The 16,038-nt window shown below is 43.7% G+C and carries 14 protein-coding genes; 5 read left to right on the top strand and 9 right to left on the bottom strand.

What is annotated here, in order from left to right; all coding sequences use genetic code 11:
• Positions 1-69 precede the first annotated feature (69 nt).
• Both ACT3TU_RS05020 and ACT3TU_RS05015 read left to right on the top strand, forming a co-directional pair.
• On the top strand, positions 70-540 hold the full coding sequence (locus ACT3TU_RS05020; protein ID WP_444784097.1) for an acyl-CoA thioesterase: 471 nt from the start codon (positions 70-72) through the stop codon (positions 538-540).
• A 125-nt stretch (positions 541-665) separates the two neighbouring features.
• A complete protein-coding gene (locus ACT3TU_RS05015; protein WP_444784096.1) occupies positions 666-1,697 on the top strand; it encodes a hypothetical protein in 1,032 nt (343 codons plus the stop codon).
• Between the two features lie 125 nt (positions 1,698-1,822).
• On the opposite strand, the gene ACT3TU_RS05010 is transcribed toward ACT3TU_RS05015, so the two are convergent.
• Positions 1,823-2,359, bottom strand: a complete 537-nt coding sequence (locus tag ACT3TU_RS05010) for a peroxiredoxin-like family protein (RefSeq protein WP_444784095.1) — start codon at positions 2,357-2,359, stop codon at positions 1,823-1,825.
• A 47-nt stretch (positions 2,360-2,406) separates the two neighbouring features.
• On the bottom strand, positions 2,407-3,066 hold the full coding sequence (locus tag ACT3TU_RS05005; RefSeq protein WP_444784094.1) for a haloacid dehalogenase type II: 660 nt from the start codon (positions 3,064-3,066) through the stop codon (positions 2,407-2,409).
• A 254-nt stretch (positions 3,067-3,320) separates the two neighbouring features.
• On the opposite strand from ACT3TU_RS05005, the gene ACT3TU_RS05000 reads away from it, so the two are divergent.
• Positions 3,321-3,920 (top strand): TetR/AcrR family transcriptional regulator, encoded by a 600-nt coding sequence (locus ACT3TU_RS05000; RefSeq protein ID WP_444784093.1) that lies wholly within the window; start codon positions 3,321-3,323, stop codon positions 3,918-3,920.
• Positions 3,921-4,074: 154 nt separating this feature from the next.
• Here ACT3TU_RS05000 and ACT3TU_RS04995 read toward each other — a convergent pair whose 3' ends face one another.
• The 7 genes from ACT3TU_RS04995 to ACT3TU_RS04965 all read right to left on the bottom strand — a co-directional run bounded on the left by ACT3TU_RS04995 (position 4,075) and on the right by ACT3TU_RS04965 (position 12,523).
• The gene (locus ACT3TU_RS04995) at positions 4,075-4,629 is read right to left on the bottom strand and encodes a carboxymuconolactone decarboxylase family protein (protein WP_444784092.1); all 555 of its coding nucleotides are present in this window, start codon (positions 4,627-4,629) and stop codon (positions 4,075-4,077) included.
• Between the two features lie 240 nt (positions 4,630-4,869).
• The gene (locus ACT3TU_RS04990; protein WP_444784091.1) at positions 4,870-5,676 is read right to left on the bottom strand and encodes a sterol desaturase family protein; all 807 of its coding nucleotides are present in this window, start codon (positions 5,674-5,676) and stop codon (positions 4,870-4,872) included.
• Between the two features lie 50 nt (positions 5,677-5,726).
• Positions 5,727-6,368: a CDP-alcohol phosphatidyltransferase family protein gene (locus tag ACT3TU_RS04985; RefSeq protein WP_444784090.1), complete on the bottom strand. Its 642-nt coding sequence runs from the start codon at positions 6,366-6,368 to the stop codon at positions 5,727-5,729.
• Positions 6,369-6,418: 50 nt separating this feature from the next.
• Positions 6,419-7,063 (bottom strand): ATP-binding cassette domain-containing protein, encoded by a 645-nt coding sequence (locus tag ACT3TU_RS04980; RefSeq protein WP_444784089.1) that lies wholly within the window; start codon positions 7,061-7,063, stop codon positions 6,419-6,421.
• 99 nt (positions 7,064-7,162) lie between these two features.
• Entirely contained in the window at positions 7,163-8,950 is a 1,788-nt protein-coding gene (locus ACT3TU_RS04975) for an ABC transporter permease (RefSeq protein ID WP_444784088.1), read from the bottom strand.
• Positions 8,947-10,266 carry an ABC transporter substrate-binding protein gene (locus tag ACT3TU_RS04970; protein WP_444784087.1) on the bottom strand — a complete coding sequence of 440 codons (1,320 nt, stop codon included), beginning with the start codon at positions 10,264-10,266 and terminating at the stop codon, positions 8,947-8,949. Before ACT3TU_RS04970 ends, ACT3TU_RS04975 begins: the two co-directional genes overlap by 4 nt.
• A 52-nt stretch (positions 10,267-10,318) precedes the next feature.
• Positions 10,319-12,523, bottom strand: a complete 2,205-nt coding sequence (locus ACT3TU_RS04965; protein ID WP_444784086.1) for an FAD-dependent oxidoreductase — start codon at positions 12,521-12,523, stop codon at positions 10,319-10,321.
• A gap of 507 nt (positions 12,524-13,030) precedes the next feature.
• Here ACT3TU_RS04965 and ACT3TU_RS04960 point away from each other — a divergent pair.
• Positions 13,031-15,388, top strand: a complete 2,358-nt coding sequence (locus ACT3TU_RS04960) for an ATP-binding protein (RefSeq protein ID WP_444784085.1) — start codon at positions 13,031-13,033, stop codon at positions 15,386-15,388.
• A gap of 33 nt (positions 15,389-15,421) precedes the next feature.
• Positions 15,422-16,038 (top strand): response regulator (locus tag ACT3TU_RS04955; protein WP_444784084.1); only part of this gene is annotated, 617 nt, incomplete at its 3' end.

Below are 16,038 nucleotides of genomic sequence, written 5' to 3'. Positions count from 1 at the left end.
GCTTACTGATAATTTTAACGTGTGTATTAATAACATGTATGTTTATTGGTATGACGAGACGAGAAAACTATGAAGGCTTTAGCTATATTACCGGAAGTACAAGAGACGCTTAATAAAGACAAACACCATCCCATGCATGGCTTTGCGGTTATCTATTCTCAACAAGTAGAGTGGGGCGATATGGATTCCTTTGGTCATGTTAATAATGTGGTCTATTACACTTATGCCCAAAACGCTCGTATTTACTACAACAGTCAATTAAATCTATTTAATGAAAATACCTTTTCAGTCATGGCAGCATCATCCTGTCAGTATTTTAAACCGGTGACTTATCCCGATACTTTGTGGATTGGGGTTCGAGTGAAGAAAATCGGCAATGCCAGCTTGATTCATGAATATACCTATTATAGTACGGTGTTAAATACCATCGTTGCTAAGGCTGAGTCCGTGTTGGTATATCTTGATAAAGCCAGCGGACAAAAGAAAAATATCGATGAAACAAAAAGAGCCGCGATTACTGCTTTTGAAAGTTTTAACTAAATTAGGAGGCAAGTTTTTTATATAAGGATATGGTGCTGGTATTTATAAGACTAAGAAATGCGGTAGCAGTAGAGATTTAAAAGGATTGAAATGGATTTTAAAACAAAACAAGGAATGTATAGATCATGCTTTATATCAAAAAACTGTCTTTTGGTTTGGCTGTCCTTGGGGCATGCGTACAGGCACAAGCAATAGAGCTTGTCACAAATGAGGACACCACTTTAAGTATCGGTGGTTATGTTAAAGCCGAAGGTATCTTTTATTCTCCAGATGAAGGCGAGTCTGAGTTCAAAGGCAATGCACGGCAAACTCGGATTAATCTCAAAACCACGAAGAACGTAGAGGATAAAAAACTAACGGGTTTTATTGAAGGTGATTTTTATGGCAATGCTGCAAATGGTGGTTCAGACTTGCGGCTGCGCCATGCGTATGTTCAGCTCGATGATTTGACTGTAGGTAAGACATGGAATGGTCAGTTCTTAGCGGTTTACCCACTTTTGACTGAGCAGCTCGACTTTAAAGGTACGGGACTGGGCACCATCTCTGGTGGCGGCGCTGATATTCGTCCAGATTTGACTGTGCATTACACTCATAAGGGGCTTCGTTTTACAGCTCAAGACCCTGTTTATAATGAAGCCAACCTGCCTGATATGGTGGTCAGCTATAAAAATAACATATCTGATCTGAGCTATAACTTAGCAGTCACGGCACGTGAGGCTAAAAATGGAAACGATTCAGATGTAGGCGTCGGTGCTTCTTTGGCTGGTAAACTCAAACTGGGTAATGACTCATTACATGCGAGCGTATATAACGGTAAAGGGATGGGAGCTTATTCTACAGTATGTGTCGGAAAAGTCCTTGGGGCGACCGGCGCTTCAGATTGTGACGCAGAAGACGGCAAGCTTATATCGCAAACTGGCTTTACGGTAGGCTATAGACATAAATTTACCGAGAAGCTTTTTAGTAACCTGCGTTATGGTGAGATTAATGTTGATGATGCGTCTGATACCTCTGTAAATGTGAAAAGCATCAACCTTATCTATAATTATTTACCCGATTTGGACTTTGGTATTGAATGGAGAGAACGCAGCGATAAGACCTTATCATCAGTAAAAGAAGGTCAGCAAGTTGAAATAATGGCCAAATATAATTTCTAAGCTAAAGGTTGCTAACACTGTATAGGATATAGTTGCTAGCAACCTTTTTGTTAAAACGTTAATCCAAGCTATAAGATTTACCAAGCTAATTAAACATAGTATTTTCTATATTTTTACGCCTATCATCACTCATGTGTGCCACGAATAGGATAATTGTTTTCTCGAATAAAAGACAAGCCGTTTGCAAGGGCTTCAAGCTCAGGTCGGACAAACGGCGCGTTCGAGATATCTATGATTTGAATTGCCCCTTTAGCATTAATCACGAACACCCCAGGCTCGGCAAAGGGATGATCGGTTTCCTTCTCTGAGCGTGGGTCAGAGATGTACAGACCTAGCGTCTGCATCTGCTCAATCGTCAAACCATAAGCTATCGGAAAGCTGATAGTTAGTTTTTCCAAATGCTCCTCTAACTGCTGTTTACTATCTCCTGATATGGCAATGATATCGACACCAGTATCAAAAAATGCGCTTTTTATTGTCTCTAACTGATTGAGGTACTTGGTACAAATGGGACAATGCTTACCGCGGTAAACAACTACCAATTTCCAATCGTGACCGTTTTCAGGCTTGCCTAACGATTTTATCTCACCATTTAGCATTTGTACCTGTATATCAGGAAATGGAGTGCCGGCGCGAAGTTTTTGGCTGTTATCTGATTGCATGGTGCTATCCTTTGACGTTTTATATTAATGGGCTTGGCATAAGTCTTTTACGAAGTTTGACTTTTAGCAATAATTTTTTCAGCAAGGCTAATAAGGTCTGAGGCTATAAAGTCCGGCGTTGGTACTTTGGCGGCGGGCAGTAAGGCATTATAAGGTCGAATGACAAAGGCTGCCTGACAGCCCGCGGCTTGCGCGCCAATCGTATCCCAAAGATGACAGGCAACGAGGCAGAGGTCTGCCATCTCTACAGATAATACATTTGCCACCATCTGATAAGTTTCAGGTGCAGGCTTGAATTTTTCTACTGTCTCAACGCTAAAAGAGTGCTCAAAAAACTCACTCAATCCTGCCTTTTCAAGTGGCGTAGGCGACGCGCTACTGGCTGAATTGGTTAAGGTTACTAGCCTAAACCCTGCGTCACGTAGTTTGGTTAAGGCTGGTGCAGCATCAGGATGCGCTGGCATCTCATTCATACGCTGCTTAAATTCATTAATATCGCTATCTGTCAGCGTAACGCTATGTATATCGGCTGTCATCTGTAATGCACCAGCGCCAAGCTCGCCAAAAGGAGTGTAAAGATTCGACAATGTCATGGTTTGCGAATAAAGCACCAATTGGGCAAACCATTCCCTTAATATTCTATCGTCACCAAATAGTCGAGCAAATAAAGGCGCGAGGCTATCAATCAATATCGAGCAGCGTCTCATTAACGTCGAATACGATGACTGAGGGTGATGGATTAGACGGCATAAAGGCTCCTATATATCGTGATAGATGCTGTCCGCAGCTTTATAGTTAGGGGGGGTATGGTTCTGACTGCGGGTAAGATTGCAGAATTGGTTCAATTTACTTTAACTGGACTTGAGTAATCATTCAAGATAAAATTGAGCAATTACTCAAATAGTACAGCCGTGCTTATTTCATCATTTGAGGTCATGGCTTTTAAACATGGGAATATATTATGTCACGTACCGCACTGTATAACCGTCAGGAAGCTTTAGAGCGAGCGCTAAAGCTTTTTTGGCAAAAAGGATTTCATGCCACATCTTTAAAAGATATTGAAGAGGCGCTCGATATGCGTCCAGGTAGTATTTATGCTGCATTTGGCAGTAAAGATGGACTGTTTCAAGAAGCATTAGATTATTATGCTCGATTGGGTCTGACGGAGCTTGAGCGTATATTAAGCCATCACGAATCGCCTTTGCTCGGATTGGCCGCTTATGTGCGTCAGCTCGGCGGCATACGGGACAAGGAGCTGCCAAGTCAGGCCTGTATGTTGGTCAAAAGCTTGCTCGAGCTTGGCGCTCGTGAACAAGCAGCACTACAAAAAGTTGAAATGCTGCTAGCAGGTATGGAGACACGCTTTATCGATTGCTTTATTGCCGCGCAGCAACTTGGTGAGCTGGATAGTACGCTGGATGCGACTAGACTAGGACGACGCTTACAGGCTGAAGTCATGGGTCTACGCGCCTTTGCCCAGCGTGATGTCGATAGCGAGGCAATACATGCATTGGCTGAAGATATGGCATTGTCTATAGAAGCGCTGCGTATTGATGGCTAAGCCAAAACATACCAAGGTATAATTCTTTATCCTAATAAAAGGGCTGTATGATGATTACCATACAGCCGCAAATGCTATTACTATTAAAGAGCCAAAGCCAAATCCTAAGACTAACCTAAATCTTTAGCTTTGCTATCCTTTAACCAACCTTTTACTAGCTTATTTTATGCCATTCAAACTTTTGGAAAGGCTTGTCGATTGGCGTGTTGGCCAAATGGTTGGTGTAGTTGCTCATCACTTTTTGAGCCGCTGCAAGAACCACTTCCAAAATCTGACGCTTGGTAAAGCCTGCATCCAAGAACGCTTGCACTGCATCATCATTCACATTACCACGATCACGAACGACCGATAGCGTAAAGTCGCGTAATGCTTCTAGTTTGGCAGTTGGTAGAGGTGTCTCGTTGCGCAAGGCTTCGGTGACTGCATCATCTACTTTCATGCTCTTGGCGATGCCTGTATGGGCAGGGACGCAGTAATGGCACTCATGCTCGACGTTGATGGTTTGCCAGACGACCGTGACTTCTTCATCATCGAAACTGCTGTCTAAAAACAACTGATGTAGCTGTTGGTAGCCTTCGAGCAAGCCAGGCGCTTCAGCCATGACGGCATGTAGATTAGGTACCATGCCAAACGCTTTGATAGAAACATCGAGCAAGTCTTTGCTTTCTGCTGGAGCGGTGTTTTTGTCGTGTAGGGTAAATTCAGTCATATTAAAACCTTTTAATCATTATCAGTGAATTGTTGTAAAAGTAAGTGTGTAAAAGTGACTTGAGAACCTATTATATATTTGAGTGAACGCTCAATTTGATAGATAGTATTTTCTGGGGTAGCTCAACAACTGCGACCACTATAAATCATTTTGAGCAAACGCTCAAATTATAATTGAATGAACACTCATTTATTTGTAAGTTTGATTTACATTCAAGGATGAGTAGATGAACGCAAAACTTTATTTGCGTTTAAATGAATGGCCTTTAAATGGCATTACTAGTAATCCCCAAAGCGAGGCATTTTGTCTGGGTGATGGATATTCTTTTAAACCAATATCTAGCTCGTTATCAGGTTTTTTTGCTTCACTTTTATAACTACCAAAAATCCAATCCCACCAAATAACGCTAAAACCATAGTTTGAATTGGTCTCACTAACGCGTTGGCTGTGGTGGATACGGTGCAAAATCTGCGTCATTAATATTAAGCGCGTAGGCTTTTCAAGGGCGGGTGGCAGGCGAATATTGGCATGGTTAAACATCGCTAAGCCATTTAACGCAATCTCAAAAATCAGTACTACGCTGGCAGGAACGCCCAACAAGCTGACGGCAGCGAGCTTCACTAAAATGCTTAAAACAATTTCAATAGGATGAAACCTAAGCCCTGTACTGGCATCAACATGTGCATCAGCGTGATGAACTTTATGCAAACGCCACAGAATAGGCACGCGGTGGAATAATCGGTGCTGCCAGTAAATAATGATGTCGAGCAATATTAGGCTTAATATGATGACAACAATGCTTGGCAAGTCAATAATATTGAATAGACCAATCCCATGCTGCTGATTATAAAGTGCCACAGCCGTTAGACCGACAGGCACGGCTAGACGAGCAATAACGGATGACGCAAACACCAAGCCAAAGTTAGCGAACCAGCGTTTACTGCTTTTGATCGGCGCTTTACGTGCAGGCATGCGCCACTCAATCAGCATCATAATCACTAAAATGCTCAAAAAGAACCCAAGCCGCCACCATACTTCATTAGTCATTGTTTGCCTCTTGAGGGTTTACACCAGCAGGATATTGTGACCATATTTTTTTATTTTGAACCGACTATGGTATCAGTCTCTAACTGCTTCAGGGTATGATAGCCGCCATGGATACGGGTAAAAATCGTTATCGCACAGGCCGTGGCAAAGATGCCAGCGAGTAGTACAAAGTGCTGCGGCCAAAGGCAAAAGGCAACAAACAGCGCAATAGTCTCAGTACTTTCCGTCAAACCGTTCAAATAATAAAAGCTTTTATATTTGAACTGTGGTTTATCCAGTTTAAACTTTTCCGCAGCGATGGCAAACGCTAAAAAGCTAGAGCCTGTGCCGATAAAGGTGGCGAGCAATAAAGCGCCTGCAATGGCGTTTTGTTCAGGATTAGCCAAGATAAATCCCAGCGGCACTGCTGCATAAAATAAAAAGTCGAGCGTAATATCTAAGTAGCCGCCTGCGCTTGAGCTTTGCTGTGCATGGCGAGCTAGCGCGCCATCAAGACCGTCAAAAATGCGATTTAACGCAATCGCTGCCAGTGCGCCATACCACAGTTCAAACGCCAGTAACGGTAAGGCTAACATGCCGATTAAAAAGCCTGCTACCGTGAGTTGATCAGCCGTGATGCCGCGTTTATGTAATACAACGACCACAGGGGCTAGTATCGGCTTAATCATGGGCGTGAGAAATTTGTCTAGCATGCGCTTGCCTTTTATATTTCGCTTTGGTGTTTAAGGTTATAATTCTAAGACTACAGGTCTAAATGAATAACTTTACCCTTTGCGGCCTCAGCATCGCTATGATCGTGCGTGACCATGATAGCAGGGAGCTTATGAGTGCGAATTTGCTCAAATACCAATTGCCGCGTATCTACTCTTAGCTGAGTATCCAGCTTGCTAAATGGCTCATCGAGTAGTATCGCTTTTGGCTCGTTAAGCAAGGTGCGCAGTAGCGCCACTCGTGCTTGTTGCCCGCCTGATAAATTATCGGGATGACGATTTCCCATGCCGGCTAATCCCACTTGTGCCAGCGCCTGTTCTATTTTTTCATTACGCTGTTTTCTATCTCCCGCCTTATTGCTTTTAGGCATCGCAAAAGCAATATTACCCGCTACTGATAAATGCGAAAACAGTAGGGCGTCTTGATACAGTACCCCAATATGGCGCAGGTGCGTCGGCAGATGGCTTACATTTTTATCATTTAACCAGACTTCACCAGTAGCGGTAAAACCGTTTGGTAAAGTACCTGTTAGCCAGTTCAATAAACTCGATTTGCCACTGCCAGATGGGCCCATGACAGTCAATATTTCACCACCAGCAATCTGCTCATCTAGGCTGAGCAGTAGCGTGCCTTGTCGATATAACTGTAAGTCTTTTATCTGTAAAGAGGATTGCATCAAAGGCCCTTTTATTTGCGTTTTTATTATTAGGTATTTTCAAAATCAGTGCTATTTAGAATCAGTGCTCTTCAAAACGAATATATTTTAAAAAACATTTTAACGGCTGCTATTTTTACCACTTCGAAAAAAGTACTTCGGCAATACCCACGCCAATATAAAGCCAATTAACGGCAGTGCCATTTGGATGATGGCATACACCGCACTGGTGCGCCTACTGGCACCATTTGCGAGAGTCACAGCTTCGGTAGTGATGGTGGCAATACGTCCGCCGCCTGCCAATAACGTCGGCAAGTATTGACCAAAGCTAATGGCTAAACCAAGGGCAATGGCAATCAAAATCGGTGCAAACAGCTGTGGTAATTTGACCTGCAAAAATACTTTTGCTGGGGTCGCACCAAGGCTTGCGGCTACATGAGCAAAGCGCGGGTCTAGACGTCTGTAGCTACTGGCAAGCGATAAAAACACATAAGGCAGTACAAAAAGCAGATGGGTAAACGCCACATTAAAAAACGCCGTTTGGTTATTTACCAACTGCTGTAGCCACACCAAACCAAATAAAAAGGCAATACTGGGCACTAACAGCGGCAAATAGATAATAAAACTGGTAAATGTTGAAAGAGATTTTTTACTTAATTGCTCAGCTTCCAAACATAACAATGTCAGCACAATGGCAAATACGGTACTCACGATACCGATTGTAATGGTATTAAATAATGGCGTGCTCATTTGCGTAAAGGCACTTTGAAAATGTAATAATACCAATTGTTCTGGCAATACGGCTGGAAAGCGCCAAAAACCAGCCACTGACCACATTACCAGACCAATGAGCGCCAGCAAAATAAAGCCAATCACCACAGTGGTCAACGCTGCGGTAATTTTTTGCCATAATGCATCGGCATAGTTGCGCTTGCCATTTATCAACGTGCCATTAAAGTAAGCTTTTATCGCTCTCTCAGCGCCGAGCCACAAGGCGATTAAACCACCCGTCAACGCCAGCTGTAATAATGCGCCTGCCGAGGCTTTTATACGTAAGTTTAAATCAACATCGTTAAACCATTGCATGATAGTAACCGCGAGCGTTGGCGGCGTGTTTGGACCGAGTATCAATGGCATCTCTACGCTGGCACTGGCGTAGGCAAGCACGGCTAAGACAGGCAAACGTAAAAAAGGATAGAGGATAGGGAGGACGGCTTTAAAAAAGGCAGTAATGGGGTAATAGCCGAGATTTAGCGCAACTTTATATTGCTGACGTAGCTTTTTACCAAGCTCTGGTTGTGCCAAGGCGCCTAATGCCATGAGTAGTAAAAACGGCAGCTCTTTTAAGGTTAAACCCAAAATGATACTGATGCCGTAGGGGTCATGCGGAAAGATACCACCTGGCGCCAATTCCCAACCGCTTAGCCACGGTGAAATAAGCCGTGAAAACATACCAGAAGGCGCAATTAAAAAGCCAACCGCAATGGCTGCCGCTGCATGAGGAATGACCAAGATTGGACTCAGCAAACGCTCAATACGGGTCAACCAAACGCTATTAAAAAATGCCGCCAATATCATTAAGGTCATGACAAAAGCGAATAGGGTACTTATCAATCCAGTAGCGATGCTTAACGCTACCATTTGGGTAAGACCCGGCGTCTGCCAAAGATCGTTAAAGCCTTGTAGACTAACGGTCGTTTGCTCAAGTGCAGGTACCCAGCTAAAGGCAGGTAACAGCACGCTGACCAAACCACCGAGCACGGGTAATATCAGCAGTAGCAATAAAAATTTCGGACTCAAAGATACAATGCGCGTAAATAGGTCTGTTTTGTAAGGCGCTGCCATGCTAGAGCTTATTGCAGAATTGACGTTTTTCTTCGCCGTTTTATTATTAGAATCTTTACTCATGGGCTGACCCCATAACGTGTCTGCCAGCCTTGCATAATGGCATCAACCCAGCTCGGATGTGGCTCATTTACGGTATGCTTTATCGCATCAACCGGTAGGGCGCTCGGATGGGGTTTGTTAGTCTTGAATAGCGATTGTTGCTCAGGGTTAAGCGTAGATTGGACGAGTACGGTTTTATCACCCCATATGGCAGGCGTTTGCTTTTTAGCCTGTGCTTCTGGGCTTAGCAAAAAGTTTGCCACCAGCTGCGCCGCTTGCGGATGGCTGGCGTTATAAGGAATGGCCACAAAATGGGTGTTACTTAAGCTTCCATCACTCATGGTATAGCTACGAATACTCTGAGGTAAATCATAACGCTGCACGGCCGCAGGAATTTCAGGCGCGGAAAAGCTAAATGCTAAGCTAAGCTCGGTATCATCAACCAAACGCCGCATGTGCGCGCCCGTTTGCACAAATTGCTCACCCTTGCGCCATAGAGTGGGATGCAAATCATCGAGAAACGTCCATAAAGGGGCTAATATCATATCTGAATTTTGCTCAGTGGCTGGCAAGTTGAGCTGTGCTTTTGTGTTTTCGCCTGTGTTCGTATCCTGCTTTTCATGCAGCATGACTAAAGCATATTTTAAAAAGCTCATTCCTAAAAAGTCAGGCGGCTTTGGATAGCTAAAACGCCCGGGGTTTTGCGCCGTCCAATGGACTAGTTCATTCAAGGTGGTTGGCGGCTTGCCAGTTGATAAACTGTCGTAATAAAAGGTCAGCGAGGCTTGACCCCATGGCGCTTCCATACCATTGGTCGGTACACCAAAATCAAAGTTAACGGCAGGATTATTCTCTGGATCGGTCAAGGCAAAGTTAGGCAGCTTGTTCGCCCATTGTTTCAGCAATAATGAGTTTTCACTCATGGTGGCAAAGTTTGCGCCATTAATCCAGATGAGGTCTACACTGCCTTCATCATTGTTATTGGCTGATTTTTCCGCAAGTACGCGACTGACCGCTTCACTGGTGTCGCTTAATTTCACATGGACTAAATTGATATTATATTTATCATCTACTTGCTCGGCTGCCCACTGTAGATAGGCATTGATCTGTGGGTCGCCGCCCCACGCATGGAAGTAAACGTCTTGGTTTTTACCTTGCGCCTCTATCTGCTGCCAAGATGATAAATTTTGATTAAGGTCATCGGTAGTGGGTGAAGCAGTGCTTGCTGATATGCTTGAAGAAATAACTGCACAAACGCTAAGCGCCATAGCATAGGCGCTATAGCGGCTTAGATTTTTTAGCGTTGGCAAAGCTGGTAAAGATTTAATAACGTACATTTAAGTTTCCGTTATGATTATATATTTTTAGCGCAGTTGATAAAAAATCTACCTAACCTCGACGCCATGTATGGTATTTCTCAAGCCAATTTAATAACGTTTCAGGCGCATGATTGCGTTTCCATTCACCAGCCGCGTATTTATTACCCTCCGCCCATGTCGGGTACATATGAATGGTGCCGAGTATTTTATTCAACCCTAAACCGTGCTTCATAGCCAGTATAAATTCCGGCATTAAATCACCAGCATGCTCAGCGACGATGGTCACGCCGAGTATTTTATCTTTGCCTTTAGGGGTAATGACTTTGATAAAGCCAGCGTTGGCGCTTTCTGTCACCGCACGATCTAAATCTTTAAAGTCGTAGCGGGTAACCTCAAAGTCGATGCCTTTTTCGATAGCTTCTTGCTCATTTAAGCCCACGCGTGCGACTTCTGGATCAATAAAAGTCGTCCACGGAATCACGCGGTAATCGACTTTAAACTTCTTTAGATGTCCAAACAAACCATTTACCGCCGCATACCATGCCTGATGGGAGGCCACATGAGTAAATTGATAAGGGCCGACGACATCACCAGCCGCGTAAATATTGGGGTAGAGGGTCTCTAGATAGTCATCGGTCTCGATGGTACGTTCAGTTTCTATTCCTAAAGCTTCGAGGCCATAACCTTCTAAGCGCGCACGACGTCCAACGGCACAAAGCAATTCATCATATTCAATAGCGATTTCTTGTTTGTTTTGACTGCTTGGCTTATCTGTACCGCTTCTTTTAACTGCATTGTCGCCTTGCGCTTCAACGATAATGAACTTTTTACCATCGCGAGCTTCACAACGAATCGCTTGATGTGAGGTTAAGACGTTTACGCCACTCTCGACGAGTACTTTCTGTGCAAACTCTGAGACTTCCACGTCTTCTTTTTTCATAAGACGCGCGCCTCTTTCGATTTGGGTCACATTGGAGCCTAAGCGGGCAAAAGCTTGCGCCAGCTCAGAGCCGATTGGTCCGCCGCCAAGAACGACCAGTTTTTTCGGCGCTTCTTCTAATTCGGTAAATTTATTCCATATGGTATCGCTGGTCACATAACCTGTTTCTTCCAAGCCTGGCAGGTCTGGTACAAATGGGCGCGCGCCAGTAGCGATAACGATGGAACGTGCGGTGAGTGTTTGCGTGCCGCCATCGTTTAGCGCAATCTCTACCGTCCACGGGTCGATGAATTTAGCATAGCCTTTTAGCACTTCGACACCCAAGTCTGTATAACGCTCGACGCTGTCATTTGGGGCGATATCAGCGATGACTTTATGGATGCGGCTCATGACGTTCTTAAATGAAAATTCTGGAGGGGTATTTTCCAAGCCGTAACGCTCACCATGGCGCATCTGTTCTGCGACTTTTGCGCTTTTAATCAAAGCTTTACTGGGTACACAGCCATAGTTTAAGCAGTCGCCACCCATCTCACCCGCTTCGATTAAGGTCACTTTTGCTCGGACGGTCGCCGCGATATAGCTGGTGACTAGCCCGCCAGCACCTGCGCCAATCACAATCATATTACGGTCGAATTTTTTAGGTTTGCTATAGTTTTTATAGACGCGGCGTTTTTTTAGCATATTTAATATCCCTTTTGCTATTAATGGGAAAAAACCTAACAACGCAAATGAGACAATCAAATTAAACGATAAAATCCCTGACAAGCTGTCAATTTGCGCCAGTTGCGTACCGGCATTAACGAATACAAAAGTGCCCGCGAGCATACCAACTTGGCTTACCCAATAGAATGTCCTCGCTTTAATCGCGGTGACGCCCATGAGTAAATTAATCAAAAAGAACGGAAATATCGGTACTAAGCGCAGGGTAAATAAGTAAAACCCGCCTTCTTTTTCAACGCCAGCATCAATGGGTGCTAAGCGTTCAGGAAAGCGCTGCTTAATCGTATCACGCAGTAAATAACGGGAGGTTAAAAAGGCGAGTGTCGCGCCAATACTGGAGGCAAAGGAGGCGACCAGTAACCCTTGCCATAAACCAAATAACGCTCCAGCTGCCAAGGTCAAAATAGCTGCACCCGGTAAGGATATGGCGGTGACGACGACATAAAGTAAAAAGAACCCACCGATAATCAATAGTGGCGATTGCGCTTTATAGTCGTTAAATTGCGCCATCGACCCTTTTAAGCCGTCAAGCGTCAATAATTGATTTAGGTCAAAATAAAAAAAGCTTGCCGCTAATATCAATATTAACAGTATTAAAAATATTCTTTTAATCATGAAATGTCCGGCTAAATAGTGGGGCAAAGGGTGCAAGGGATATAGTTTAAAAAGTACTATTTATCAGCAGCTATAGATGTCATTAATCCTACTATAATCTACTTTTTCATTACGGGTGGTTATATGTTACTTTTTAGTTATATAGATAGACACCATATTGTTGAGAATGACTGGCGGCTTTTTTAAGCTTAGAAAGGTTAATCCTGAGTCCAAAATTTGCTATGTTTTGAGTGATTGCTCAATTATAGGTATAAGAAAACCGCCAAATAATTCATTTATGGATTGTAATGTTTTTTGAGTGATTGTTCAAATTATTATGATGTTTTTATGATGCTAAGAATAACGAGGCAATAGCAAACATAACGTCAAACACGATTTTTGTCATCATATTGTCATAACGTAATCGTATCCTTGAGCTCATTATAAATAGCGTTGGCGTCACACTCATATCTTTAGTCATTCAATGACTTATCGAAAACAGTTAGCGCATAGATATTAGGTGTGTTTATGAAGGTTGTTGGTCGGTTTGGTAGTATTTCCACCCGTATATTGATTATCTTAACATTGGCTTTTTTGCTTATTATTTTGCTGGTGTACTGGGTCATCGAAACCCAAGCTAAGCCGCGCATACTGGAGATGACCTCAGAGACAGTGGTTGAAACAGGCAACGAAGCCATTAACAGCATCATGGCGAGTATCAATCATGTCGACGGATTGGCCAAAGCCACCAGTACAATGGCGGGCGGGTTACCAAAACAAGACGCTCTTTATAAAGAAACCTTTGGTAATCTCATGCAACAAATGGATCAACGCATTGCAGGCGGTGGCGTATGGTTTGATCCAAATATGTACGCTGAGGGTAGAGAGCGGCAGTCATTTGTGTGGGCGCGCGATAGCTCAAGCAATATGCAGCCATTAGCGGGCTATAATCAAGCGCGCCAAACTCCGAATCCCTATTATCGTGATTGGTGGTACATTCCTGCAATGTACGCGCGTCATGACCACTGTGTTTGGAGTCGTGCCTATGTCGATCCGGTGAGTAATCAGCCGATGATGACATGTGCCAAGGCTTTATACGACAGTCGCAATCAGGCTTTTGATGGAGTGGTGAGTTTCAATCTGTTACTCGATAACCTCGGCGAGGCGATGAAAAAGTGGCAAGATAAGCTCGGTGGTTATGTCTTTTTAGTAGACTTGGACAATCGGTTTTTGACCTTTCCCGATCAGTCGATGGTCATGCACGCAACTAAAGATAGCGGTCAGGGCGAGGTCGTAACGGCACGTCAGTTGGCAGATGCCAACCCTAGCTTTGCCCCTATTGCGGACAGTCTAGATAGCATTAATCAGACACTGATAGATGAGGCAGTAACCAAAGATGAAAGCCGTTATACGCTCGCTGCACGTAGTATTCTAAGTACGACCAATCTGGATAAAATCAGCGAGCAAGAGTCCAAATTGCTCTCAGCATTATTGCTGTTAAATATCGATCAAACGTTTAATTTGGTAGACAGTCATTTGGTCGATACCATCGCTGTGCCCAATGATTTTGTGTTGCAGCAGCCCGCCACCGCCTTCGTGTTTCGCATGCCGTTTACGTATTGGAAGATGGTCATCGTCAAGCCTGATAATGACCTGATGAGCGTGGCAAATGCCCTGTCTAATAAACTGATTCAAGCCATGCTGTTTGGTTTCATTCCTATCTTATTGTTGACCGCATGGGTGTTTCGTCGCTACTTTACGCGGCCGCTAAAGCACATGGCACAGTCAGTGGCTGATATGGGAGTGTTAATTGAGCAGAAAAAATATCAACAATTAAGCGCGCATAAACTGCCTTATTCAAATGTCAGCGAGATTCAAATTATTAGTGAGCAGATCAATCAGCTGATTGATCGCGTCGTCGAGAATGAAGGCGCACTTGCTGAAATCAATGTTCATCTAGAAAAACAAGTCGCCGCCCGCACGCAAGACTTACAGCAAGCCATGGATGAATTAAAAGCCTCGCAAGTGCATCTGGTGCGTTCTGAAAAAATGGCTACCCTTGGCCAAATGGTGGCAGGTGTGGCGCATGAGGTCAACACGCCGCTGGGCTATGTGCGTAGTAACATGGAATTGGTTGGCGATAATCTCATGCGTTTTGATGAGTTGCTACAACATACTGATCAATTATTGCATGCCTTAAAAGCGCCAACTATCAATCAAGAACAAGTCGAGCAACTGATAGAGCAAACTTTACAATGCTGCGAGGAAATTAAAGAAGATGAGGTCAGTGAGGATTTGGCCGATTTGATTAAAGATGGACTTTACGGCGTCGATCAGCTTGCCGAGCTGGTCGTCAGCTTGCGCGACTTTTCTCGAATTGATGAATCTAAGGTGAAAGATATCGATATCAATGAGTGTATCAATACCTCATTGATTATGGCGCGCAATAATTTAAAAACTCTAGACGTCAAAACCAATCTAGCCGAGCTGCCACCGATTCAATGTAATCCTTCACAAATCAACCAAGTATTATTGAACCTATTTAATAATGCCGCCCAAGCCATACCGAGTGATCATAAAGGGACATTACAAGTCACGTCGTCTGTTGATAAGGCGCAGCAACATGTTGTGGTACGCATTATAGACAATGGATCTGGTATCAAAGAGGATGTTTTAAATCATATCTTTGAGCCATTTTTTACCACCAAAAAAGCAGGCGATGGCACAGGGCTAGGGTTGGCCATTACGGCACAAATCATCGAGCAACATGGTGGATATATCGAGGTTAGTTCAATCGTTGGCGCGGGTACGACCTTTACCATCAAACTGCCGATACAGTCTAGCGCTCATGAACCTAAACCTTCACAAGCTTTATTTGAAAGTTGAGAGACTTCCAATCACTTATTTAAAGAGAGCATCATGCAAAAACCAAAAATCGCTTTTATCGATGATGAGCCACGTATTTTACGCAGTTTAAAAATGCATTTTCGCCAGTCACATGATGTATTTATCACCACTGATGCTAGCGAATTGATGAAGTATGTCAGCGAGCATGATGTGCAAGTGGTCATCAGCGACCAACGCATGCCAGATAAGCAAGGTACAGAAGTGTTACGTGATATCAAAGCGGCCTCACCAAATACTATTCGTATCTTGTTAACCGGTTATGCGGACCTAAATGCTGTGATGGATTCTGTGAATGAGGGCGAAATTTATCGGTATATCACTAAGCCATGGCAAAATGATGAGCTTAAACAAATCGTCAATAAAGCCACAGGAATAGCTCAGCAAACGCAAGAAATCACCCAAAATACTATGCAAGATAATGACACTCAAAAATTTAGTGGTGGCACTGGTAGCAATCGTAACATATTGGTATTAGATGACGACGAGAGCGTCTATCAGCAAATAAAAAGTCACTTTAAGAGTGCTTATACCGTGAGTTGGGCCAGTAACCTTGAACAGGCAGCAAAGTTATTACAAAAGAAACGCTTTGGCGTCACTATTACGGATTCGACACTCAATAAAGAAAATAT

This window comes from Psychrobacter sp. AOP3-A1-26 (genome assembly GCF_052378235.1).
Taxonomy (GTDB): Bacteria; Pseudomonadota; Gammaproteobacteria; order Pseudomonadales; family Moraxellaceae; genus Psychrobacter.
The sequence above is the reverse complement of the archived record's forward strand: the minus strand, read 5'-3'. Positions and strand labels throughout refer to the sequence as shown.